The 21,985-nt window shown below is 41.2% G+C and carries 24 protein-coding genes and 5 pseudogenes; 22 read left to right on the forward strand and 7 right to left on the reverse strand.

The features are described from left to right. Positions 1-42 precede the first annotated feature (42 nt). The 10 genes and pseudogenes from BO219_RS09925 to BO219_RS09965 all read left to right on the forward strand — a co-directional run bounded on the left by BO219_RS09925 (position 43) and on the right by BO219_RS09965 (position 8,602). On the forward strand, positions 43-345 hold the full coding sequence (locus tag BO219_RS09925; protein ID WP_003398862.1) for an ArsR/SmtB family transcription factor: 303 nt from the start codon (positions 43-45) through the stop codon (positions 343-345). A 72-nt stretch (positions 346-417) separates the two neighbouring features. After that, positions 418-1,194, forward strand: a complete 777-nt coding sequence (locus tag BO219_RS09930; RefSeq protein ID WP_077429412.1) for an SDR family NAD(P)-dependent oxidoreductase — start codon at positions 418-420, stop codon at positions 1,192-1,194. A gap of 14 nt (positions 1,195-1,208) precedes the next feature. After that, positions 1,209-2,560 (forward strand): annotated as a pseudogene (locus BO219_RS09935) (aldehyde dehydrogenase). Between the two features lie 370 nt (positions 2,561-2,930). Next, on the forward strand, positions 2,931-3,899 hold the full coding sequence (gene qoxA, locus BO219_RS09940) for a cytochrome aa3 quinol oxidase subunit II (RefSeq protein WP_420807101.1): 969 nt from the start codon (positions 2,931-2,933) through the stop codon (positions 3,897-3,899). Continuing rightward, complete coding sequence (gene qoxB, locus BO219_RS09945; RefSeq protein ID WP_077429414.1) at positions 3,889-5,865, forward strand: cytochrome aa3 quinol oxidase subunit I; 1,977 nt, start codon at positions 3,889-3,891, stop codon at positions 5,863-5,865. Before qoxA ends, qoxB begins: the two co-directional genes overlap by 11 nt. After that, positions 5,855-6,460 (forward strand): cytochrome aa3 quinol oxidase subunit III, encoded by a 606-nt coding sequence (gene qoxC / locus BO219_RS09950; RefSeq protein WP_077429415.1) that lies wholly within the window; start codon positions 5,855-5,857, stop codon positions 6,458-6,460. Before qoxB ends, qoxC begins: the two co-directional genes overlap by 11 nt. Continuing rightward, complete coding sequence (qoxD, locus tag BO219_RS09955; protein WP_077429416.1) at positions 6,461-6,760, forward strand: cytochrome aa3 quinol oxidase subunit IV; 300 nt, start codon at positions 6,461-6,463, stop codon at positions 6,758-6,760. Between the two features lie 120 nt (positions 6,761-6,880). Beyond that, the gene (locus BO219_RS14825) at positions 6,881-7,060 is read left to right on the forward strand and encodes a hypothetical protein (protein WP_226373804.1); all 180 of its coding nucleotides are present in this window, start codon (positions 6,881-6,883) and stop codon (positions 7,058-7,060) included. A gap of 78 nt (positions 7,061-7,138) precedes the next feature. After that, on the forward strand, positions 7,139-7,846 hold the full coding sequence (locus BO219_RS09960) for an HD-GYP domain-containing protein (protein WP_226373805.1): 708 nt from the start codon (positions 7,139-7,141) through the stop codon (positions 7,844-7,846). 66 nt (positions 7,847-7,912) lie between these two features. Then, on the forward strand, positions 7,913-8,602 hold the full coding sequence (locus BO219_RS09965; RefSeq protein WP_226373806.1) for an FtsB family cell division protein: 690 nt from the start codon (positions 7,913-7,915) through the stop codon (positions 8,600-8,602). 38 nt (positions 8,603-8,640) lie between these two features. On the opposite strand, the gene BO219_RS09970 is transcribed toward BO219_RS09965, so the two are convergent. From BO219_RS09970 to BO219_RS09985, 4 genes are all read right to left on the reverse strand, one after another. Further along, positions 8,641-9,273 (reverse strand): PspA/IM30 family protein, encoded by a 633-nt coding sequence (locus BO219_RS09970; protein WP_077429417.1) that lies wholly within the window; start codon positions 9,271-9,273, stop codon positions 8,641-8,643. Position 9,274: 1 nt separating this feature from the next. Next, positions 9,275-9,757 carry a hypothetical protein gene (locus tag BO219_RS09975; RefSeq protein ID WP_077429418.1) on the reverse strand — a complete coding sequence of 161 codons (483 nt, stop codon included), beginning with the start codon at positions 9,755-9,757 and terminating at the stop codon, positions 9,275-9,277. 86 nt (positions 9,758-9,843) lie between these two features. Continuing rightward, positions 9,844-11,217 carry a sensor histidine kinase gene (locus BO219_RS09980; protein WP_077429419.1) on the reverse strand — a complete coding sequence of 458 codons (1,374 nt, stop codon included), beginning with the start codon at positions 11,215-11,217 and terminating at the stop codon, positions 9,844-9,846. After that, positions 11,207-11,878 (reverse strand): response regulator transcription factor, encoded by a 672-nt coding sequence (locus BO219_RS09985; protein ID WP_077429420.1) that lies wholly within the window; start codon positions 11,876-11,878, stop codon positions 11,207-11,209. The genes BO219_RS09980 and BO219_RS09985 overlap by 11 nt, the downstream gene beginning before the upstream one ends. A gap of 306 nt (positions 11,879-12,184) precedes the next feature. On the opposite strand from BO219_RS09985, the gene BO219_RS09990 reads away from it, so the two are divergent. The 11 genes and pseudogenes from BO219_RS09990 (at position 12,185) to rlmD (ending at position 19,435) form a co-directional block, all read left to right on the forward strand. Then, positions 12,185-13,111: a diacylglycerol kinase gene (locus BO219_RS09990; protein WP_077429421.1), complete on the forward strand. Its 927-nt coding sequence runs from the start codon at positions 12,185-12,187 to the stop codon at positions 13,109-13,111. Positions 13,112-13,175: 64 nt separating this feature from the next. Then, a pseudogene (locus BO219_RS09995) lies at positions 13,176-13,328 on the forward strand (TRAM domain-containing protein); the annotation flags it as partial. Positions 13,329-13,368: 40 nt separating this feature from the next. After that, a pseudogene (locus BO219_RS15115) lies at positions 13,369-13,416 on the forward strand (hypothetical protein); the annotation flags it as partial. Between the two features lie 138 nt (positions 13,417-13,554). Further along, positions 13,555-13,890 (forward strand): annotated as a pseudogene (locus BO219_RS15120) (flotillin family protein); the annotation flags it as partial. Positions 13,891-14,169: 279 nt separating this feature from the next. Beyond that, on the forward strand, positions 14,170-14,439 hold the full coding sequence (locus BO219_RS10005) for a hypothetical protein (protein ID WP_077429423.1): 270 nt from the start codon (positions 14,170-14,172) through the stop codon (positions 14,437-14,439). A gap of 147 nt (positions 14,440-14,586) precedes the next feature. Further along, positions 14,587-15,150, forward strand: coding sequence for an RNA polymerase sigma factor (locus BO219_RS10010; protein WP_077429424.1), 564 nt, complete (start codon positions 14,587-14,589; stop codon positions 15,148-15,150). Beyond that, entirely contained in the window at positions 15,147-15,599 is a 453-nt protein-coding gene (locus BO219_RS10015) for an anti-sigma factor (protein ID WP_077429425.1), read from the forward strand. The genes BO219_RS10010 and BO219_RS10015 overlap by 4 nt, the downstream gene beginning before the upstream one ends. Next, positions 15,596-16,669, forward strand: a complete 1,074-nt coding sequence (locus BO219_RS10020) for a hypothetical protein (protein ID WP_077429426.1) — start codon at positions 15,596-15,598, stop codon at positions 16,667-16,669. The genes BO219_RS10015 and BO219_RS10020 overlap by 4 nt, the downstream gene beginning before the upstream one ends. Further along, a complete protein-coding gene (locus tag BO219_RS10025) occupies positions 16,666-17,577 on the forward strand; it encodes a hypothetical protein (RefSeq protein WP_077429427.1) in 912 nt (303 codons plus the stop codon). The genes BO219_RS10020 and BO219_RS10025 overlap by 4 nt, the downstream gene beginning before the upstream one ends. A gap of 86 nt (positions 17,578-17,663) precedes the next feature. Continuing rightward, a pseudogene (locus tag BO219_RS14835) lies at positions 17,664-17,840 on the forward strand (diacylglycerol kinase); the annotation flags it as partial. A gap of 212 nt (positions 17,841-18,052) precedes the next feature. Further along, positions 18,053-19,435 carry a 23S rRNA (uracil(1939)-C(5))-methyltransferase RlmD gene (rlmD, locus tag BO219_RS10035; RefSeq protein WP_077429428.1) on the forward strand — a complete coding sequence of 461 codons (1,383 nt, stop codon included), beginning with the start codon at positions 18,053-18,055 and terminating at the stop codon, positions 19,433-19,435. A gap of 101 nt (positions 19,436-19,536) precedes the next feature. Here the strand turns inward: rlmD and BO219_RS10040 are convergent, their stop codons facing one another. From BO219_RS10040 to BO219_RS10050, 3 genes are all read right to left on the reverse strand, one after another. Continuing rightward, the gene (locus BO219_RS10040) at positions 19,537-19,974 is read right to left on the reverse strand and encodes a GNAT family N-acetyltransferase (RefSeq protein WP_077429429.1); all 438 of its coding nucleotides are present in this window, start codon (positions 19,972-19,974) and stop codon (positions 19,537-19,539) included. Positions 19,975-20,029: 55 nt separating this feature from the next. Further along, positions 20,030-21,058, reverse strand: coding sequence for an IS1595-like element ISBsu3 family transposase (locus tag BO219_RS10045; protein ID WP_077429430.1), 1,029 nt, complete (start codon positions 21,056-21,058; stop codon positions 20,030-20,032). A gap of 162 nt (positions 21,059-21,220) precedes the next feature. Beyond that, positions 21,221-21,400, reverse strand: a complete 180-nt coding sequence (locus tag BO219_RS10050; RefSeq protein WP_077429431.1) for a DUF4368 domain-containing protein — start codon at positions 21,398-21,400, stop codon at positions 21,221-21,223. A gap of 153 nt (positions 21,401-21,553) precedes the next feature. Between BO219_RS10050 and BO219_RS10060 the strand changes: the two genes are divergently transcribed. Next, the coding region (locus BO219_RS10060; RefSeq protein ID WP_230403169.1) for an IS630 family transposase at positions 21,554-21,985 on the forward strand (432 nt) is incomplete at its 3' end.

Here is a 21,985-nt window from a genome sequence, read left to right on the forward strand (position 1 = left end):
ATCAAATGTTTAAACTTTTAAACAAAAGAAAGGAAGAGGGGAATGGGACAAAAAGCGATCGAGGTGTTTCGATCGTGTATACCATTATTTCAAGCGCTAAGCGATCCTCATCGACAAGATATTGTATTGCTGCTTGCGGAACACGATAAGCTAACAGTCAATGAAATTACGGAAAGGTCAAGTTTATCGCGTCCAGCGATTTCCCACCATTTGAAAATTTTGCGCGACCAAGGATTAGTGTCGGTAGAACAAAAAGGGACATTGAGATACTATGTATTATCTATCGAAAAAGCTGTTGAATTATTGAAAGATTTGATTCATGCTGTCGAGAAGGAGTGCCTTTAGATATGCTAAAGGCCAACTTTTTCATTTTATATGTTTAAGTTTTTAAACATTTAAAAAAAGGAGATGTAGAGAATGAAAAAGAACGTATTAATCACAGGGGCATCAAGTGGAATTGGCTATGAATTTGCTGCACAATTTGCAAAGGAAGGGTATAACATTATTGCGGTAGCACGAAACAAGCAGAAGTTAGATGAACTAAAACGCCAGCTAGAAAAAACATACGGAATAGCAGTATGGATATATGCTAAAGATTTATCGAATCAAAACGAAGTTCATGATTTGTATGAAACATTAAAAAACGAACAGCTTGACATTCATATCCTCGTCAATAACGCAGGATTCGGGTTGTACGGAGAATTTGTGGAGACCGGGTTACAAGAAGAATTAAATATGATTGATCTAAATATAAAAACACTCACTCATTTGACGAAACTAGTCGTCGTAGATATGGTAAAAAGAAACGAAGGGAAAATTTTAAACGTTGCATCAACGGCTGCTTTCCAACCAGGACCATTAATGGCTGTATATTATGCGACGAAAGCGTATGTGTTATCTTTTTCAGAAGCGTTAAGTAACGAGTTGCGACACACGAATGTCACTGTGAGTGCGCTATGTCCAGGACCAACTGCGACAGGATTTGCGGATCGGGCGAACTTACAACAATCGAAATTGTTTAAAAGCGGTGTGATGGATGTTAAACAAGTGGTGGAGGCTGGGTACAAAGGGGTAATGAACAATAAAACCGTCATTATTCCGGGGATGGCGAATAAACTCCTTGCATTTAGTGTTCGTTTTATGTCACGTAAATTCGTTACGAATATTGTCAGAAAGGTTCAAGATCGGGTGTGACGAGGGTGAAATAAATGAACGAGTTGCTCAAGAAACAAAAACGTTATTTCCATACAGGAGAAACGCTTTCTCTTGATTTTCGTTTAAAACAGTTAACACGATTAAAAGAAACGATACAAAAATATGAACAGACGATTACTGATACGTTAAAAAAAGAGTTGCATAAATCACCGTTTGAAGCGTATACAACAGAAATCGGTATCGTTTATGAAGAGATTCGCTTTATCACGAAGCGACTGAGCGATTGGATGAAGCCACAACGTGTGCCGACACCGTTGACGCACTTCGGGTCAAAAAGTTACATATATCCAGAGCCATATGGAGTAAGCCTAATCATTGCGCCGTGGAACTATCCGTTTCAGCTTGCGATCAGTCCACTTATCGGCGCGATTGCGGCAGGAAATTGTGCGGTAGTGAAGCCGTCTGAATATACGCCAGAAATGTCGGCATTGCTGAAAACAATCATTTCAGAAGCGTTTCCAGAGGAGTATGTTGCTGTTGTAGAGGGAGGAGTAGACGTTAGCCAACAGCTGTTAGATTTACGTTTTGATCATATTTTTTTCACCGGAAGCGTGCCGGTCGGAAAAATCGTTATGGCAGCTGCGGCAAAGCATTTGACGCCTGTTACACTTGAACTTGGTGGGAAAAGTCCAGCGATTGTCGATGCTTCTGCCCGTATCGACTTGGCTGCGAAGCGGATCGTATGGGGGAAGTTTTTAAACGCTGGACAAACGTGTATTGCACCTGATTATGTGTTCGTGCATGCGTCTGTTAAATCGCTGCTTATTGAGCGAATGAAGCAGTATATTGAGCAATTGTACGGTGATAAAAATACGTACAGTCGTATAGTAACGGTGCGACATACAGAACGGCTTGTTCGTTTTTTAGTCAGCGGCACAGTTGTACACGGTGGAACATACGACATCGAGCAACGTTGGATTGAACCGACATTGCTTGACGATATAACATGGGATGATGCTGTGATGCAAGAAGAAATTTTCGGCCCTATCTTACCCATTCTCACGTTTCAGACGGTGGATGAAGCGATTCAAATGATCAATAATTACGAAAAACCGCTTGCGCTTTACTTGTTTTCAGAAGATCGCAATGTACAACGACAAGTATTGCAACAAGTTCGTTTCGGGGGCGGTTGCATTAACGATACGATCATGCATATTGCCCCCCCCCCCATTTGCCGTTTGGTGGCGTCGGACAAAGCGGCATCGGTGCATATCATGGAAAAGCAAGCTTTGATGCGTTTACTCATTACAAAAGCGTGCTCAAACAGACAACGAAATTTGATATCCCGTTGCGTTACCCAAACTTCCCAAATGCGCTCAAGTGGGTGCGGAAGCTGTTGAGATGAAAAAGTATTTTTCATGGGTATTTTTTGTTTTTGGAAATAAATTTGAACAAATTTCGAAAAAAATTTAACGAAAATGTGACAAAATTTCAAACGGACAACCTATTTCTTTTTGTATTTCCATGTATTATATAAAAGATAGCGCTTTTCTCGCACGATTTTTGATGTCGAGAAAAGTGTTTTTCTTTTTGTCAATGATTTTGCTTTTTGTTTCCCCCTCAATGCAGTTTCTTCCTTCCTTTTTTCGTCACAATTATTTTTACAATACATGTTAAAATCATTTCAAAAGTGTTAATACTACAAAGTTATTTAAATTCGTTCGTTTTGTATTTGTTTCTTTGTTCAATGAATCACAATTTTGTTGAGGTGAAAAATGATGAAGCGCTTGTTTTCCTTACTGGTAGTCGGATTGCTTCCGCTTCTTGCAGGCTGTGAGATGGTTGTGTTTCAACCGCAAGGACCAGCGGCACGAAGCATTACGGAGTTGATTAACTGGTCGATTTGGTGGATGCTTCTCGTCGTTGTCGTTGTATTTGCCTTGTTTGCTTACATTGTATGGAAATATCGGGATCGCCCTGAACGACAAGGGGAAGAGCCTCCTGAGGAGCACGGGAATGTGGTGCTTGAAATTGTATGGACAGTTATTCCGATTCTTATTGTTGTTGCGTTAACGATCCCAACTGTGAGAACATTATATGATTTAGAAAAGCCTCCGAAGGGGTACGAAGATCAAGATCCGCTTGTTATTCACGTGACATCAGCGGATTGGAAATGGATTTTTAGCTACCCAGAGCAAAATATTGAAACAGTGAACTACGTCAATATTCCTGTCAATCGTCTCGTGCTATTTAAAATGACTTCCGCATCGACTATGCAGTCATTTTGGGTGCCTGCGTTAGCGGGACAAAAATATACGATGAACAAAATGGAGACAGAATTGTACGTTGTTGCGGAACGTCCTGGTTCGTACGAAGGAAGAAATACAAACTTTAATGGACGTGGGTATGCGCATATGCAATTTGAAGTTTTAGCGCAAACGCCAAAAGAGTTTGACAAATGGGTACAAGAAGTAAAACAAACGGCACCGAAATTAACGAAAGAAAAATATGAAGAGCTGTTATTGCCAACCCATTTAGGACGATTGACGTTTGTTGATACACATTTACAATGGGTAAACCATGCTGATCCGCATTCAAAGACGTACACAAATCCAGAATTATATCGTGGGCATGGATACCAAGGAAAAATTTTTGACGAAAATGATCGACATACATCAAATGTGACAGATGATGAGCAACAAGCTTCTGAAAGCCATAGCGGAGGTGAACATCATGGGCATTAAGTGGAATGAAATATTTGTTGGGGGAGACCCGCTTCTTGTTGGTTCACAAATTGCGATTGTACTGACTGTCGTTGCGATTGTCGTTGGATTAACGTACTTTAAAAAATGGGGTTGGTTATGGCGTGAATGGTTAACGACCGTCGACCATAAAAAGATCGGGATTATGTACATTTTATCTGGTGTATTGATGTTTTTCCGTGGTGGCATAGACGGGTTGTTAATGAAGGCGCAAACGGCTCGGCCAGAAATGAACTTTTTAGATGCCCAACATTACAATGAAATTTTTACAACCCATGGCGTCATTATGATTTTATTTATGGCGATGCCCCTTTTGATCGGTTTAATGAACGTCGTCGTTCCGTTGCAGATCGGTGCGCGCGATGTTGCCTTTCCACAGTTGAACGCGCTTAGCTTTTGGTTGTTTTTTAGCGGGGCGATGTTATTTAACATTTCGTTCGTTGTTGGAGGGTCACCAGATGCAGGGTGGACATCATACTTCCCGCTTGCAGGAAAAGAATTTAGCCCAGGCATCGGGAATAACTACTATGCGATTGCATTACAAATTGCAGGTCTTGGGACGTTAATGACTGGTATTAATTTTATCGTCACGATTTTAAAAATGCGTGCACCGGGCATGACGTTAATGAAAATGCCGATGTTTACATGGACAACACTCATTACGTCAATCATTATCGTAGCGGCTTTTCCAATTTTCACAGTCGCTTTAGCATTAATGACGTTTGACCGCTTGTATGGAACACATTTCTTTACACTTTCTTCAGGCGGAAGTGATATGCTTTGGGCAAACTTATTCTGGCTTTGGGGTCATCCAGAAGTATATATTGTTATTTTACCTGCTTTTGGTATTTTCTCTGAAGTCATTGCGACATTTTCACGAAAAACGTTGTACGGATATACGTCGATGGTCATTTCGATCGTTGGCATTGCGTTTTTAAGTATGATCGTATGGGTGCACCATTTTTACACAATGGATGCAGGTCCTGCGGTAAACTCGTTTTTCTCGATTACAACGATGTTAATTGCTGTTCCAACCGGAGTGAAAATTTTCAACTGGCTATTTACGATGCGAAAAGGACGCATTCAATTTACAACAGCGATGTTATGGGCGCTTGCCTTTGTGCCTAACTTCGTCATCGGTGGCGTGACGGGGGTCATGTTGGCGATGGCAGCTGCAGACTATCAGTATCACAACACATTATTTTTAGTCGCACACTTCCATTACGTGTTAATTCCAGGTGTCGTGTTTGCGGTGTTTGCAGGATTGTATTATTGGTGGCCAAAAATGTTTGGTTTTATGTTAAACGAGAAACTTGGAAAATATCATTTCTGGTTGTTTACGATCGGATTTAACGTCACATTTATGCCGATGTTTTTCCTTGGTTTAAAAGGGGCGGTTCGTCGTGCGTATACGTATTCAGCAGAATCAGGTTTTGCGCCGCTATTTCTCGTTTCTGCGATCGGTTCGATCATTTTAGCGATCGGCTTTGCGGTATTTTGTTATAACATTTATTGGAGCTTCCGTTATGCGAAGCGCAATGTATCCCACGATCCATGGGATGCGCGCACGCTTGAATGGATGACAGCATCTCCAGTCCAGTTTTATAACTTTGCGGTCGTTCCAGAAGTGAAACAATTAGATGCGTTTTGGCATATGAAAAAACGTGGCGAAACGCTCACATTAAAAGAAAGCGACATAAAGAAAATTCATATGCCGAGCAACTCAGGCTTACCGTTTTATATGGCGGTTGTGTTTGGAATTACAGGTTTCTTCCTCGTCTTTGAAGCACATATCGCGGCAGCTGTTGCGGCAATTGGGATTGTTGTTGGGCTTATTATCCGTTCGTTTGATTATAATGACGGTTATTATGTAAGCGTCGATGAAATTAAACAAACAGAGCGGACGTGGAGAAACGTAGAAGGGGGGACGGAAAACCATGTCGGCTAACGTCAATCATTCGCTTCCACTAGAATATCAGACGGAACAAAACCGATTAAATATTTTAGGTTTTTGGATTTTTCTTGGGGCAGAAATTGTGCTATTTGCGACGTTGTTTGCTGTTTATGGGGTGTTAGGTCACCGCTATGCCGGTGGCCCAACGCCAAGCGATATTTTTAAGCTGAATGATGTGCTTATTGAAACGTTGTTGTTGTTGACAAGTAGTTTTACATGCGGTTTGGCAGTCTTTTTCATGCGACAACGCGATATGAAAAAGCTGCTTACTTGGTTCGTCATTACCCTTTTATTAGGGGCAGGATTTTTATTTATGGAAATTCGTGAGTTTATTCATTACGTGCATGAAGGAGCAACGATGCAAACGAGCGCGTTCTTATCGAGCTTTTTCGTTTTGCTTGGCACACACGGAGCGCACGTTACATTCGGGATCATTTGGGCAATCATGCTTATCATCCAGTTGCTCCAACGTGGATTGACGCCAGTTACCGCAAGGAAAATGTTTATTATTAGCTTATATTGGCATTTCCTTGATGTCGTTTGGATTTTTATTTTTACGTTCGTTTATTTAAAAGGGATGGTGGGGTAAATGGAACATAAAAGCAAATATCCCGTTAGCCACGTTGTCGGATTTTTATTTTCGCTTATTTTAACGTTTGTTGCGGTATTTGTCGCGTTGAAAATGAACGTATCGTATACGATTGTGATGTGGATCATCGGTTCACTCGCGGTTATTCAAGCCGGTCTTCAGCTATTTATGTTCATGCACGTAACGGAAGGCGAAGACGGAAAAACGAACGTTATTAATATGGCATATTCAGCGTTTGTTGCGATCATCATTGTCGCAGGCTCGATTTGGGTGTTAACATCTGGTCATGCGGCGCACTAAAAAACAACTGGTTATACGCCAGTTGTTTTTTTATACCTGTAAACACGTATATACATGTGTACTTCCATATTCTCTGCCATTCTTATTATAATGGGAAAAGAATAGGGAGGAGGGACGGGTGTGCGTACGTATGAAGAAACGTTGAGAAAGTTGTTTGTTAATTACACCATTGGTTCAATTTTAGCAGTGATTGGTGTCGGTAGCACGTTAATGGTGATGGCTTTAAACATTCGACAAGTAGATTTGCTTATGTTATTGCTCATTCAATTTTTTCTCGTTTTGTGTCATGCTGTTTATTGAATATCGTGCCTTTCAAAAAGATATTCATCCCATTCGTCTCATTTTTTACGAAACAAACGTTACGGAAGAACAATTTTATTGGGCGCTTGTCCGTGTGAAGCGTTTTCCATTGCTGACAGTGAGATTGATGAATTTTCACAGCTAACGAACGAATTTAACTATATGATTGATGTGATTGTTGAGCGGGATGAGAAAAATAAGCAATTATTAAATAGTTTCATTTCAGTTATGACGATAGCGCTTGATGCGCGCGATGAGTATACGGCAGGTCATTCACAGCGCGTTGCTGTATATGCTGTAGAAATTGGAAAGAGCTTAGGAATGACAGTTGAACAGCTCGTTCGTTTATATCGTTCTGTTATTTTGCATGACATCGGTAAAATTGATATTCCTGATCATATCTTGTTGAAAGACGGAAAGTTGACTGATGAAGAATTTGCGTGGATTAAAAAACATCCGGTGCTTGGTGAAAACATTATTCGCCAAGTGCAGCCAATTGAGGAAGTGCAAGATTTGCTTCCAGGCATTCGGTCACATCATGAGCGGATCGATGGAAAAGGGTATCCAGATGGGCTGAAAGGAGAAGACATTCCATTATTCGGGCGAATTATTGCGGTTGCCGATGCGTTTGATGCGATGACATCAGACCGCCCCTATCGAAAAGGAATGCACGTAGAAAAAGCGGTTTCGATTTTGTTAGAGGGTCGCGGGATACAATGGGATGCCCAAATGGTCGACTGTTTCATTGCGTTTTTGAAAGAAAGGGAGCAAGAAAAAGTGAGCTAGATGCTGACACGACGGCATCTATTTTTCTTTTTAGGTGATATACTAAAAGAAAAAGGATGTGAGATCGTGAAACGATTGATTGTAGTGTTTATCATTTTACTTGTCGGCTGTACAGCTCAACAAGACGAATCGAATGTTAAGCAGTTAGAGCAAATAATTGCCAAACAACAAACGACCATCGATCAACTACAAGAAAAAAATAAGCAACTTCAAAAAGAAAATGAACAATTAAAAAGTGAAGTAAACCAAATGACTTCATCTTCGCTTTTATCGGTCGCTTTAGACGTTGTGGAGGCGTTGAAAAATAAAGATATGAATGCGCTTGCATCTTACGTTCATTCTACAGCGGGTGTGCGCTTCAGTCCGTACGGGCATGTCGACGTTCAAAACGATTTACAGTTTTCTGCTTCTCAACTTCCATCCCTTTGGTCTTCGACGCAAGTGTATCAATGGGGCGTATATGACGGTTCAGGTGACCCGATTCAGTTTACTTTTCAAGACTATTTCGATCGCTTCGTCTATGATGTCGATTTTGCGAATCCGCATATGATTGGAAACAATGTTGCTGTTGGCACAGGAAATATGATTAATAACATTCAACAAGTATATTCGAACAGTTCATTCATTGAGTTTCACTTTACAGGTTTTGACCCGCAATATAACGGCATGGATTGGCGAAGTTTACGTCTTGTTTTTGAACAAGAAAACGGTCAATGGAAACTTGTCGGCATCATTCATGATGAATGGACGACATAACATATACAAAAGGTGTCCGGATAGGGACACCTTTTGTATTACTCACCTTTTAGTTGTTTCAGTTGTTGTTCGACTTCTATATCAAATGATTGAGGGGGCAACGTTTGAATGGCTGAGCGAGCTTTTGCTTCTGCTTCAAGTAACATTACTTTTTCTTCCATACGTGCGAAGCCTTTTACGATATGATCGTAATGGAAAGACGTGATCGCCTCATCCATTTGTTTCATCGTTTCAGCGACATAAAAGCGCGTCATTAATTGCATTTGTTTCAATTTTAATTGCTCGTACGTTTCGTACAATTGTTTCACTTTTTCTGTTAAAACAGTTGTTTTTTCTTTTAATGTGCTGTATTGTTGCGTATATAGTTCTAATTTTTTTTCATAGGCGACTTTTTCTTGAAGGGCCATCTTTGCGATCGGCTCTTCATTTTTTTCTACAGCTAATTTTGCTTGGCGAGCCCGCTTTGCGATCATTTCTTCTGCATCTGCGATGAGACGCTCATATTTTTGTTCTAGCACAAACTGTTGTGCCAATGCTTGTTGTGCTTGTTCAAGCTGTTCTTCTAGTTCACGAATGTACTGTTTCGTCATGCGAATCGGATCTTCGCATTTGTCAATGGTGTCATGTATGTCAGCAAGAACGACATGTTTTACGCGTTTAAAAATGCCCATATCACTTTTCCTCCTTTTGGATTGTTTTTTCCCATTCATCTAAAAAGCTATCGTTTTGAATAGGTGAGACAAATGGTGCAAATTCAGGTGTCGGCTTTGTTTTGTTTCTTAGTAAAACGTACGCTGCAATGATCGCTAAGACGGCGAGCAACGTTTTTGGTAAAAGCGCAATGAGCCCAATTGCCATCAGCGCACCGCCAATCCACTTCCCACCACCGCGCTTCGTTTTCCAAACGATCCATCCGATGATGACTAATGCCAGCTGAAGAAGGAAAAGAATCCATCCGAACATTGGCATACCGTGTGGTCGCATCATTTGTGGACCGTGATGACCGAACGCCCGATGATGTTTACCCATTCCCATCATGTGTTCTGCTGGCATTCGTCCGCTCCAACCGATGTGCATGAAATAAGTAGCGATGTGCGCGAATACGGCGATGACAACTAGTCCACCGATCAAGAAGAAAACCGTTCGTTTTTTCACATCTATCACCTCCTTCGTTATTTACAGTTTGAATTGTACAAGAGAAAAGAGAAAATTAGGTGAAAAAGAAAAAACGTGCAACATATTTATGCACGTTTATCATTTGGAAAAGTGATCGTGAATGTCGTTCCTTTCCCCACTTCGCTCTGTACTTGAATGTTTCCTTCATGTGCTTCGACAATCCATTTTGCGATGGAAAGCCCAAGTCCGTGTCCGCCAATTTGTCGTGTCCGCGCTTTGTCTGCACGATAAAATCGGTCAAAAATGCGGGGAAGATGCTCAGGAGCAATTCCAATACCTGTATCAGCCACAGAGATGGTTACTACTTTTCGTTGTTTTATTACGTGTTGAGCTAACGATAGGGAAACTGTTCCGCCTTCAGGTGTATATTTGATGGCATTATCAAGCAAAATGTACAACAGCTGTGTACATTTGTCCTTGTCTCCAACAAATTCAATTTGTTCAGACGCATGAAACTGAAGCGTAATGTTCTTTTTATTTGCAAGCTCTTGTAACGACTGTAACGTACGTTCTGCACATGCACGTAGTTCAAACGGTTTTCTTTCAATTTGTAGCTTTGCATCGTCTGTACGCGCAAGGGTGAGAAGGTTATTAATGAGCTTTGTCATTCGTTTCGTTTCGTCTCCTAGACGTTCAATTGTTTTTTGGCTGAATGGATCGGACGTTAATGACTCATCCATTTTCAACGCTTCAACAGATGAATAAATGACGCTAAGTGGGGTTCTTAGTTCATGGGAAGCGTCCGCCACAAATTGACGTTGCCGATTGTAGGCATCTTGAATGGGGATGAGCGCTCGTTTGGACATAAAATAACTAAAAGCGACGGCCACCGCAATAAACAGCACCCCGAGCCCTAATAAAATGAATGTAGACCATTTCAGCAAACGAAACATGCTTGTCACATCCATACCGACATATAAAACACCGACGAGCTGCCGCTCAACAATGACCGGGCGAGCGACAGTTAATATTTTCAATGTGTCTGCACGGAAGCGTTTTAATTCATGGTGGTGATGGGGGACGTGAATCTCTACATATTTTAATTCGTTTTTTTCTGGTGTCCACGGTTGAAGCGTCGAAAGGAGCAGCGGCCGCAATCCTCTATTTACTTCATCTCCCATCATCAATCGTCCACGTGTATCAATGACGTAAAAAAATAGTTGATCTTCACTTAAAAATATGACGTTTTGATCGCTAGACCACCCGATAAACGATTGCTCTTCTAGCATGTTTTCAATCGTTTGACCTTCTTGTTCGGCGATCGTTCGAATGCGTCGCTCCTGATCATTTGTAATAACGGTATGAATAAGAAAAGAAACAACCGCGATAAAGATGGCTAAAAAAGCGATAAGAATACCGCTATATGTGGCAGTTAATCGCCATTGTGTGCGGCGAAACATATCGGAATGATGAAACAAAGATCGTATACTATTTTTCAATGGTATATCCCACCCCGCGCACCGTTTTAATGAGTTGTTGTTGTTCATCGCCAATTTTTTTACGCAATAGCTTAACGGTTGCGTCAATCGTTTTCATCGATACGTCCGCATCGTATCCCCAAATGCGATCAAGAATAATGTCGCGTGTTAGAACACGTCCTCTATTTTGTAATAATAAATCAAGTAGTTGAAATTCACGTGGGGTTAATATAATTTGTTCACCATCTTTCAACAGTGTATGGCTTGTACGATTGACCTCAAACGCTCCCCAGCGAACAATTTCTTCTTGAATCGGTGCGAACGTGCGCCGGGACAATGCTTTCAGCCGCGCCATAAGCTCGTCGATTTCAAACGGTTTCACTAAATAATCGTCCGCTCCGGCTTCCAGTCCTTCAACACGATCTTGAACCGCATCTTTTGCGGTTAACATTAAAATCGCTCCGTGATAACCATGTTTTCTTAAACGTTGACATACGCTCACCCCATCGCCATTTGGCAACATCCAATCTAAAATGATCACATCATAAAACGAAGCGAGGGCATAATCGTAGGCATCTTCTCCTTCCTGTACCCAATCAACATGTTCGACACCTTTTTTCTTTAATAAATGGACAATGAGTTCACCTAAATATACATCGTCTTCAGCAAGCAACACTTTCATCCTCATCACCTTTTTTCTTTCATGATATCAAATGTTGATGAAAAATGAGTGAAAATGAAGAAATGAGATCAGAAAAATAGAAGTGATTAGGAAAAGCGAGGAGTCATTATTTTCTACAAACATAAATACAAAAGTGCTCGAATACATTTTGCTTGTATTAATCTTAGCGACTGTGATAAAAATTTGGTATGAAATGTTCAAGTAAGCTGGCTCCGTTGAGTCGGCTTTATTTTGTTCATTGCAATGGTTGTGAAAATTTGGTATGATGTTAAATGGTGGAAAAATAAAATAAATAGGATGATGGGGATGAAACGAGCACGTATTATTTATAATCCGACGTCGGGAAGGGAAGTATTTAAAAAGCATTTGCCTGATGTACTGATTCGGTTAGAACAAGCAGGATATGAAACGTCATGTCATGCGACAACAGGGGCAGGGGATGCGACAGAGGCGGCAAGAAAAGCAGTTGAGCGAGAATTTGACCTTGTTATTGCCGCAGGTGGCGATGGAACGATTAATGAGGTCGTAAATGGGCTAGCTGATGCGTCATATCGTCCGAACCTTGGCATTATTCCAGTCGGAACGACGAACGACTTCGCCCGCGCGATCGGTGTACCGCGCTCGATTGAAGGCGCGTGTGATGTGATCATTCACGGAGAAGCGGTGCCGATTGATATTGGAGCGGTAACGAACGAAGGAAAGACGCATTATTTTGTTAACATTGCTGGTGGCGGACGTTTGACGGAATTAACGTACGAAGTGCCAAGCAAATTGAAAACGATGATTGGTCAACTCGCCTATTATTTAAAAGGAATTGAAATGCTTCCTTCCTTGCACCCTGTCCATGTCAAAATCGAGTACGATGGAAAAATGTTTGAAGGGGCTGTCATGCTGTTTCTCGTTTCACTTACGAACTCTGTCGGCGGCTTTGAAAAATTAGCCCCAAACTCATCGTTAAACGACGGCATGTTTGATTTAATCATTTTGAAAGAAACGAACTTAGCTGAATTTATTAAAATTGCAACGCTCGCCTTGCGCGGTGAACATATTCACGACCCGCACGTCATTTATACGAAAGCAAACCGCGTCAAAGTGTACACGGAAGAAAACATGCAGCTTAATTTAGACGGGGAGTATGGCGGCATGCTTCCGGGCGAATTTGTTAACTTATATCGCCATATGAATGTATTTGTTCCGAAAGAAAAAGCTGAGCAAATGAGAACAGGGGAGTGAACCTGTTCTTTTTTGTTCGACTATGCTACAATCTTGACAGCATTTCGCGGAAGGGGAAAGACAAATGGAAACACCAGTAGCAAAAAACGAATATTATGACGTCGTATTTGAAGATTTAACGCACGACGGGGCAGGGGTGGCGAAAATCGATGGTTTTCCAATTTTCGTTCCAAACGGTTTACCCAGTGAAAAAGCGAAAGTGAAAGTTATCAAAGTAAATTGATGCGGCGATTAACCCGGGAAACAGTGGCGGAGCATTGATTAATAGCGCTGGACAAGTTGTTGGAATTAATAGTCTCAAAATTTCAGAAGATGGTGTAGAGGGATTAGGTTTTGCGATTCCGAGTGAAGATGTGAAGCCTATTGTGGAAGATTTATTGCAATACGGAGAAGTGAAACGACCCTATCTTGGGGTAGGATTGCGGAATGTAAGCGATTTTTCAGCAGCGATTCTCGACATGATCTTAAAAATGCTTCCTGAATATGCAAAACAAGTGGCAAGCCCGCTTGCGAATATTGATAAGATTACGATCGTTGATACAGGTTCAAGCGGTGCAAATGGTGGAGCCAACAAAGTCACCGGCTATGCGACAAATTTAATGGCGATGCTGCAGGAGTCGCTTAAAGCGTCTTCCGGCATCGATGTGAAAGAACTGCTTGAGAACTTCTCAGGAAAAGGCAATGTGAAAAACAGCATCGATCAGTTGACGCAGGAAATGCGGGACAAAAGAAAACAAACGGAGAATCATAAATTTATAACAATGAAAAGTTGTTCTTGATCAAACGTCAAGGCGGCTTTTTTTATTTTGGAAGAAATTACGTTATCTTTATAGCGAAAAAGAGAAATGACGGTTGCAAGCAATCGTCATCATCCATTATTGGTGAATCATGTTTTTCTCTTAAAACAAGAAGGATTTTCTATGACAACATTAGAATTAAGTTTACAAACATGGATTCCATAAAATAGATGATTGTTTTCATAAATCCTTACGACGATTACATATTTTTGTGAGGAGGGCTTCTAACTCTTATCTAAATTTGTTTATTGGAGGGATTAAATGACGGAGAATCAGTTAAAATGGAGCGGTTTTTTTGTAACCGTAATAGGAGTTGTTGGATTGGTTCTCATTTTTTTTAGTGTTGATTTTGGAACGTCCTTGGCAGACTCATGGGTAGCAAAGCAAGGCGGAGCGAGTACGGAGCGTTATCATATCATATTAGAAAGTTATATTCATAGCTTTCTCATTGCTGGAAGCATACTATTTGGATTCAGTCTCTTATTCGCTATTTTTACTTATTTTGCGTTTATGTTGTTACCCAAAAGGTAGAAATTTACTGAACGAACGATTGGTTTGGTTTTAAGGAGAAAAAGATGGAGCGCCTGTTTCCTAGGCGTTTTTTTATTTCACAAAAACTGACACGAAAAAAATTACAAAAAAGTGTAGGGCAAACGGCTAATGATTTCGTCTATATAAGTGAAGACAGATAGAAAGGGGGAGAGTGAGATTCAGGACGAAGCATTAATCGCGAAAGCAAGGAAAGGAGACGAGCATGCCTTTCGCTTGTTAATCGAGAAATACCGTGATTATTTATTTAAAACGGTGTACTCGATTATTCGCAACGAAAAAGATGCTGAGGATGTTACGCAGGAAGTATTTGTGCGGATTTATCTTTCACTCTCCCGATATCAGTCACAAGGCTTTAAAACATGGATGACGCGCATTGCTGTGAACTACGCGATTGATGTCAAGCGGAAAATGCAGCGGCAGCTTGAAGAAGTAATGGAATCCATTGAGGCCGAAGCCGATGAAAGGGTTGAGGTTTCGGTTATTAAAAAAGAGGAGCGAGAACGAATTCGCCAACGTCTTGAGGAAATTCCGCTTAACTATCGAGATGTTATTTACGCTTATTACATAGATGAAAAATCGTATCAACAAATTGCGAAAGAACAAAATGTCGAAGTGAAAACCGTCGAGACAAAGCTTTACAGAGCACGCAGCTGGCTAAGAAAACATTGGAAGGAGGAGGATTTTCAATGAGTCATTACACGAACGAAGAATGGCGGCAGTTCATTTGTGATGTACTGCCAGAAGAAAAAAGAGAGGAAATGGAGAGCCACCTTTATAGTTGTGATCAATGCTTAGCGGTATATATGGAGCTCATTGAAGAAAATGCTTCCGACTTGCCGAATCCTTCCGATGAAGCTGTTTCAGCCGATGTCATCCTTGCACAAGTTGAACTATATGCAAAGCCAAAGCGTACGAAGCAGTCACAGACGAAGCAAAAAATGCTTCATTACGGAATTGCCGCGGCGATTACGATCGGGTTTATGTCTTCGGGAATTTTTCAATTAGTCACAAATGCCGGCGTTGTTGGAACAGATTTATCAGAAAACAGGCCGGCCTATACGGAACAATGGATGGATAAAACATTATCATTTCTCGATTGGCTAAAGGTAAATCAAAAGGAGGAAGGGAATAATCGATGAACAAAAATTCGTTAGTTGCGTTCTTTTTATCATTTATCCCTGGTGCTGGGCATTTTTATTTAAATAAAAAAGCAAGGGGAGTGTTTTATAGCTTTTCCTTTTTTGCGCCGATTGTGCTCGCGGTCGGTCTTGTCTTCTTGACACATAATAGTGAACCGCTGGCGATCGTCCTCTTTTCTTTATTGATTTGGTTGATCAGTATTTTAGATATGATTCTTACACTCATCAGAAGACAGCCGGAGCATACACTTGTCCAGGGAGAGGGTTTACAGGCAAATCAGGAAAACGAGAAGTTTTACACTATTCTTCTTTCCTTCATTCCCGGGCTCGGGCACTTCCAGCTCGGCTTGATGAACCGGGGGTTAACGTTATTAATCAGCTTCTTTGGGCTTATGATCATGATATTTTTTGTAACGGTATTGATGCATGAAGGCAGCTTCTTAGTTTTTTTAGGAATTTTGCCGATCATTTGGATTTACAACATGTTTGATGTTGTTCAACAGCTCAATCGAAAACAAAACGGCGAGTCACTGGTCGATCGAACGATTTTCGAAGATTTTGAAGCGAAACGCGAGGATGGAAGGAAAAGCAAAACACTTGCGACTCTCCTTTCGATTTTTCCGGGTGCGGGTCATATGTACTTAGGATTACAGCGCAGAGGCTTGCAGTTAATGGCCGCCTTTTTGCTGGCGATTTATGTGATGGATGTGTTAAGACTGTCTGCCTTTTTCTTCCTTATTCCGCTCATTTGGTTTTACAGCTTTTTTGACGCATTGCAGAAGGCGTCGAAGTATGGCGAAGAAGAGCTTGAGGATCAGCCGATCGTTTCCTACTTTATCAATCATCAAAGATGGGTTGGATTCGGATTATTGTTGTTAGGTCTTTATTATTTGCTTGACAGCATCCTGCTTCCAGCATTTGCTTCGCATCTATCAAAGCTATTACAAATCGATATTTATTACTGGTACAATCAATTTTTCCAAACAACGATCGTTTGCATTTTGTTAATTGGCGGCGGCTTCAAGCTGCTTTTAGGCAGTAAAGAGAAGAAAGGAGAGGAGAGGAAATGAGAAAATGGCGCATTGGGACGGTGTCAATGGGCGCCTCCCTTATTTTGCTTGGCATCGTGTTGTTTATTTCTCAATGGGAAGGAATGGGAGCTGCAGACATTTTTGCGAGCTGGTGGCCGTTTCTCTTAGTGTTGCTTGGCGCTGAAATTCTTGTGTATCTTTATTTTTCGAAGCAGGAAAATACATTGATCAAATATGATTTTTTGAGCATCATCTTTATCGGGGTGCTCGGTTCGGTAGCCGTTTTATTTGTATTGCTTTCATCAACAGGAATATGGCAAGAAATTCGCACGGTCGTTAGTGCAGAAACGAAAGTCTTTCACCTGCCGAATGTCCGGCAGTCTGTTTCGCCTGAGATGAAGAGAATTGTCTTACAAACAGGGAGCCAACCGATTGTGATTGAAGGAGGCAGCAACGGTGAAATTCAAATCTTTGGAACATATCAATCTCTTTCAGCCAACGACATCAAAAAGCAGGAAGATTATGTTGTGATGAATATTGTCGGGGATACGATGTATATTACTATAAAAGAAATGCCGCAGAAGGAAGGACTGTTTCATACGGTGAACGCGATGACCCCGACTGTCGTTATTCCGCAGCATCTTTCGCTCGAAGTACGCGGGAACTATAATTCAGTGCTTCTTTATCCGCGGAAGCTTGCCGCCAATTGGACTGTTTCAAAAGCGGAGGATGTTCAGATTGGCCTTGATAAAAATACAGATATTCTCGTAACAGCTGTGACGCGTGAGAGTTTAGAAGACGGAAATATCGCGTGGCAAAGAGAAAGCGGAGAGACAGAAAAAACGTTGCCGGAGCAAACGTTTAAAGGCAAGGTTCAATTAGGGGACGGAACTCATCATATTTATGTTTTTGATTCACAGCATGCAGCGGTGCATGTGTCAAATTAAGTAACTAAGAACCACCGAGGTGTCAGCGTATTTTTAATGAAAACTTTTGCCCGTTTTTGATATAATATTTCAGCTATAACATCTTTCCGCATTTAATTTATACGAAGGCGAACCGCATTAAAGTCACCTCGCCAAACAAAATCCAGCTTAATTTAGATGGCGAGTGCGGCGGACTGTTGCCTGGCGAGTTCGTCAACTTGTATCAACATCTTGAAGTATTTGTACCAAAGGAAAAAGCAGAACAAATGAGAGCAGGATATTAGCGCGGAGCACATAGTGGTGCTGGAGCTGCCTGATAAGTGTCTGACCTCACATCCATTTCACGATATATGATGTTGCGGGGTCTGACACTTTGCTTTTGGTCAGCCTCGGGCACCCTATATGGTAACAGCGCTGTGACCTGTTCTCTTTTTGTGTCCGAAGCGATTGTATGATACAATCAGTGCAGCATTTTCACGAAAAGGAAGTAGGAACGATGACAAAAGTAGAAGCTCCAGTTGCGAAAAATGAATACTATGACGTCACTTTTGAAGATTTAACGCATGACGGCGCCGGTGTTGCGAAAATCGACGGATTTCCGATTTTCGTTGCCAACGGGCTGCCGGGAGAAAAAGCGAAAATTAAGGTAATTAAAGTGAAAAAAGGATATGGCTACGGCCGCTTAATTGAGCTGTATGAACCGAGCCCGGATCGCGTTGACGCGCCGTGTCCGATTTATAAACAATGCGGCGGATGCCAGCTTCAGCATTTAAGCTATGAAGGACAGCTAAAGGCAAAGCACAAGCATGTGAAAGAAGTGCTTGCGCGCATCGGGAAGATTGAGGATGTCACGGTTCATCCTGTGCTTGGCATGAGCAATCCGTGGCGCTATCGCAATAAGGCGCAAGTGCCGGTCGGCGAGCGCGAAGGCGGACTTGTCGCCGGCTTCTACCAGCAGCGCAGCCATGAAATCATCGATATGGAGTCTTGTCTCATCCAGCAGGAAATGAACGATGTTGTTGTGCAAACGGTGAAAAAGATTTGCGAAAAATATGGTGTGAAGGCGTACAACGAACAAACACACAAAGGTGTGCTCCGCCACATTATGGCGCGTTACGGGGCAGTGACAAAAGAGGTAATGGTTGTCCTGATTACGCGTACGGAAGAGTTGCCGCATAAAAAGAAAATCGTTCAAGAAATTATTGAAACGGTACCAAATGTGAAGTCCATTATTCAAAACATCAATCCGAAACGGACAAATGTCATTATGGGCGACGAGACGAAAGTGTTGTGGGGAGCTGAATACATTTACGATTACATCGGTGACATTCAATTCGCGATCTCGGCCCGTTCCTTCTATCAAGTGAACCCGGAACAGACGAAAGTGCTGTATGAAAAGGCGCTCGAATATGCGGAGTTAACAGGTGAAGAAACCGTCATTGACGCTTACTGCGGCATTGGAACAATTTCTCTTTTCTTGGCGAAAAAAGCGAAAAAAGTGTACGGTGTCGAAGTCGTTCCAGAAGCGATTGAAGACGCTAAACGCAACGCGAAGCTGAACGGCATCGACAACGCCGAATTTGCCGTCGGTGAAGCGGAAGTCGTCATTCCGAAATGGTACGAACAAGGCATCGAAGCTGACTGCATCGTCGTTGACCCGCCGCGCAAAGGCTGCGATGAATCATTGCTACAAACGATGATCACCATGAAACCGGAGCGAATCGTCTACGTCTCATGCAATCCCGCAACACTCGCACGTGATTTGCGCATCCTCGAAGACGGCGGGTATAAGACACTCGAAGTGCAGCCGGTCGACATGTTTCCGCATACGAATCATGTCGAGTGTTGTGCGTTGCTTATAAAAAAATGGCTCTGTTAATGTTTAATGTTGATTTTTTCAATAAAATGTTAGGGAACCATCTTTTGGTTCCCTAATTCTCAATAAACCAGTCTATTAGATATTCAATAAAGATGTTTGTTTTATATGTTCATACTCATTGTAATGGTTCTATTTTTGAATCCTAATTTTTCGTACAGTTTAATCGCTTGATTTCCTGCATATACACTTAAGCGAACCTCTGAATATCCATCTTGTTTAAGATGTTCGATACCAGTTTCCAACAATTGTTTGGAAATTCCATTTCCCCTAAATTCCTCTAACACAAACAATTCATAAATAAATCCATATATCTTTTCAGTAAATTGGTCTTTACTTGTTCCTATAAGAATCCAACCCATTAGATTATCGCCTTCAGTTGCTATCAAATAATAGCTTCCTTTCTGCAATAATGGTTCAATAAGTTGTTTGACTTTTTCATCTGACGGTTTTGCTTCGCCTAATGTACCTTCGAATAATGCTTGTGGTGAAAGTGATAAAACCTTTTTATATTCCGAATCGTTTGGTTTTCTAATTTCCATAAATTGAGTTCTCCTCTCCCAATATTTATAAGCCGATTTCCCGTTAATGACTTTTTTAAGCACTGAACTTAGATAGACGGAGACTTTCAAAAGTTTCTGTCATTTCAAATACAAATGATGTAAGCAGAAGCTCTTTTATATGTTGCTTGGTATTTTCGTTACTGCGGCTATCTACAAATAAGAACCAAGCAAGGTAATTATCAAGATATTTTGTAGCCACACCTTTAAAACGGTCAATCCACTTCTTCATCCGAGAATGAAAACTGTTGACATTTTGAATGTGATATAAGCCTTTTATAACGTGCTTTCCATCATCGGATTTGATTCGGTAATGCTTTAACCCTTTTTCTTTTGCATAGGTTTTGTATGCTCTCCAAGCATCTGTAACAAGCACATTGTCAGACGATAGTTTAGTACCAATGATAGTTTCAATTTTGGTTTTTACAATACGCCCCATACAAGATACTTTGGAGACGGTTGCTTTTGTACGGTCTCTTGCAACAAGAACACATACTTGTTCGTGGCTGATTCCTCTGTGTTTGGATTTTCCTCCACGTTTTCGAGGCTTCCGTTCTGTAATGCCACGTTGCCCTTTTTGAGAGTACAAGAAATAGGTCTCGTCAACTTCAATGATACCTTCAAAATGGTCAAAATCCATTTGCTTTAAGGCGGATAGCAGTTTATGTCTCCAGTAAAAAAGTGTAACCCAAGTAACCCCTACGATTTCAGCCGATTTACGCAGGGAGTAGCCTTTGAACATACAATCCACAAATGTAATCCATTCATCACCTTTTCGGGTGCGATAAAGAACGGTGTTAGTCGTATCCGTAAAGGTTTTAAGGCAACTTTTACAACGATACCGTTGACGACCCTTGACTTTTCCGAATCGAACAACGTGTTCAGATGTACAATGGGGACACTCGAAACCATCTTTAAAACGAGTTTCCCTCATTTCGTTAATCAATCTACCACCAACGGAAGAGGTCGGGTCAACATAACGTTTTACCCATTGATATACTTGTTCCCTTTTAGTATGGGGTAACTTGTCGATGTATTTTAATAGGTTACTGAACGCTTTGTCCATCATTAACACTACCGAACATTTGTTCTAATTGTAATTATAGAAAGAACTTGGTTGGGTTTCAAATATCAACAATGTTCTTTAACAGAGCCAAAAAAATAAATATTTGGAAAAGCGCGTTTCTGAAAATCAACGAAACGGGCTTTTCCTATATCCTTTATTCATTTAAAAAATCATTTGCAGATAATAAATTTTCGGTGAACCGTCTTCTTTTATTTCGATTCGATCAACCAAACGGTGAAGCATCTCAGGGGTTAATTTATTAAAATGTATATATTCTTTTAATTCATTTTTTATATACATGCGCCTTAAAACCATGACTTCTGTATGAACACCTTTTTTCATGGCTATACTGCTCCTAAATATTTCTATGCGTTTGTCATGGACACGCCCGACGTATAAGCTCGTCAAAGGAGACGCTAAGCGTCAAGCTGCTTTTCAAAGAGAACTTGAATTTATAAAAAAAAACTAATTACCGAGAATGCCATGCTGTTTTATGTGGATGAGACACATGTTCGTGCTTATCAAGCGCTACGTACGACATGGGCAGAAGTAGGGAATCAAAAACAAGTGCCAAGCTACGGACACCATGACCACGTTTCTATTTTTGGCGCCGTCGATGTTCAACAAGGCGATGTGGTATTTCATCGTGCATCATCCGCCAATGCCGAAACGTTCCTCGACTTTTTGCGCCGATTGAAAGAGAAATATACGGACCGATTCCTCGTGCTTGTGTTGGACAATGCGCGTATTCATCATGCCAAGATGGTGCAAGCCTTTCTTGATGGCGAGGAAGGCGATGCTTTTCATTTCATCTTTTTGCCACCGTATTCTCCACAGTTGAACCCGATTGAACGGTTGTGGAAGTGGTTGAAAGATGAGGTGATTGCCAACGTTTTTCACAAGGATCAAAATGACATTGCCCAATCC

Source organism: Anoxybacillus kestanbolensis, from assembly GCF_001996285.1.
Lineage (GTDB): Bacteria > Bacillota > Bacilli > Bacillales > Anoxybacillaceae > Anoxybacillus > Anoxybacillus kestanbolensis_A.

What these genes read in the sequence shown, in the direction of transcription:
- BO219_RS09925 (WP_003398862.1), top strand. Translation starts at nt 43, where the DNA reads ATGGGACAAAAAGCGATCGAGGTGTTTCGATCGTGTATACCATTATTT.
- BO219_RS09930 (WP_077429412.1), top strand. Translation starts at nt 418, where the DNA reads ATGAAAAAGAACGTATTAATCACAGGGGCATCAAGTGGAATTGGCTAT.
- qoxA (WP_420807101.1), top strand. Translation starts at nt 2,931, where the DNA reads ATGATGAAGCGCTTGTTTTCCTTACTGGTAGTCGGATTGCTTCCGCTT.
- qoxB (WP_077429414.1), top strand. Translation starts at nt 3,889, where the DNA reads ATGGGCATTAAGTGGAATGAAATATTTGTTGGGGGAGACCCGCTTCTT.
- qoxC (WP_077429415.1), top strand. Translation starts at nt 5,855, where the DNA reads ATGTCGGCTAACGTCAATCATTCGCTTCCACTAGAATATCAGACGGAA.
- qoxD (WP_077429416.1), top strand. Translation starts at nt 6,461, where the DNA reads ATGGAACATAAAAGCAAATATCCCGTTAGCCACGTTGTCGGATTTTTA.
- BO219_RS09970 (WP_077429417.1), bottom strand. Translation starts at nt 9,273, where the DNA reads ATGGGCATTTTTAAACGCGTAAAACATGTCGTTCTTGCTGACATACAT.
- BO219_RS09985 (WP_077429420.1), bottom strand. Translation starts at nt 11,878, where the DNA reads ATGAAAGTGTTGCTTGCTGAAGACGATGTATATTTAGGTGAACTCATT.
- BO219_RS09990 (WP_077429421.1), top strand. Translation starts at nt 12,185, where the DNA reads ATGAAACGAGCACGTATTATTTATAATCCGACGTCGGGAAGGGAAGTA.
- BO219_RS10005 (WP_077429423.1), top strand. Translation starts at nt 14,170, where the DNA reads ATGACGGAGAATCAGTTAAAATGGAGCGGTTTTTTTGTAACCGTAATA.
- BO219_RS10015 (WP_077429425.1), top strand. Translation starts at nt 15,147, where the DNA reads ATGAGTCATTACACGAACGAAGAATGGCGGCAGTTCATTTGTGATGTA.
- BO219_RS10020 (WP_077429426.1), top strand. Translation starts at nt 15,596, where the DNA reads ATGAACAAAAATTCGTTAGTTGCGTTCTTTTTATCATTTATCCCTGGT.
- BO219_RS10025 (WP_077429427.1), top strand. Translation starts at nt 16,666, where the DNA reads ATGAGAAAATGGCGCATTGGGACGGTGTCAATGGGCGCCTCCCTTATT.
- rlmD (WP_077429428.1), top strand. Translation starts at nt 18,053, where the DNA reads ATGACAAAAGTAGAAGCTCCAGTTGCGAAAAATGAATACTATGACGTC.
- BO219_RS10040 (WP_077429429.1), bottom strand. Translation starts at nt 19,974, where the DNA reads ATGGAAATTAGAAAACCAAACGATTCGGAATATAAAAAGGTTTTATCA.
- BO219_RS10045 (WP_077429430.1), bottom strand. Translation starts at nt 21,058, where the DNA reads ATGGACAAAGCGTTCAGTAACCTATTAAAATACATCGACAAGTTACCC.
- BO219_RS10050 (WP_077429431.1), bottom strand. Translation starts at nt 21,400, where the DNA reads ATGAAAAAAGGTGTTCATACAGAAGTCATGGTTTTAAGGCGCATGTAT.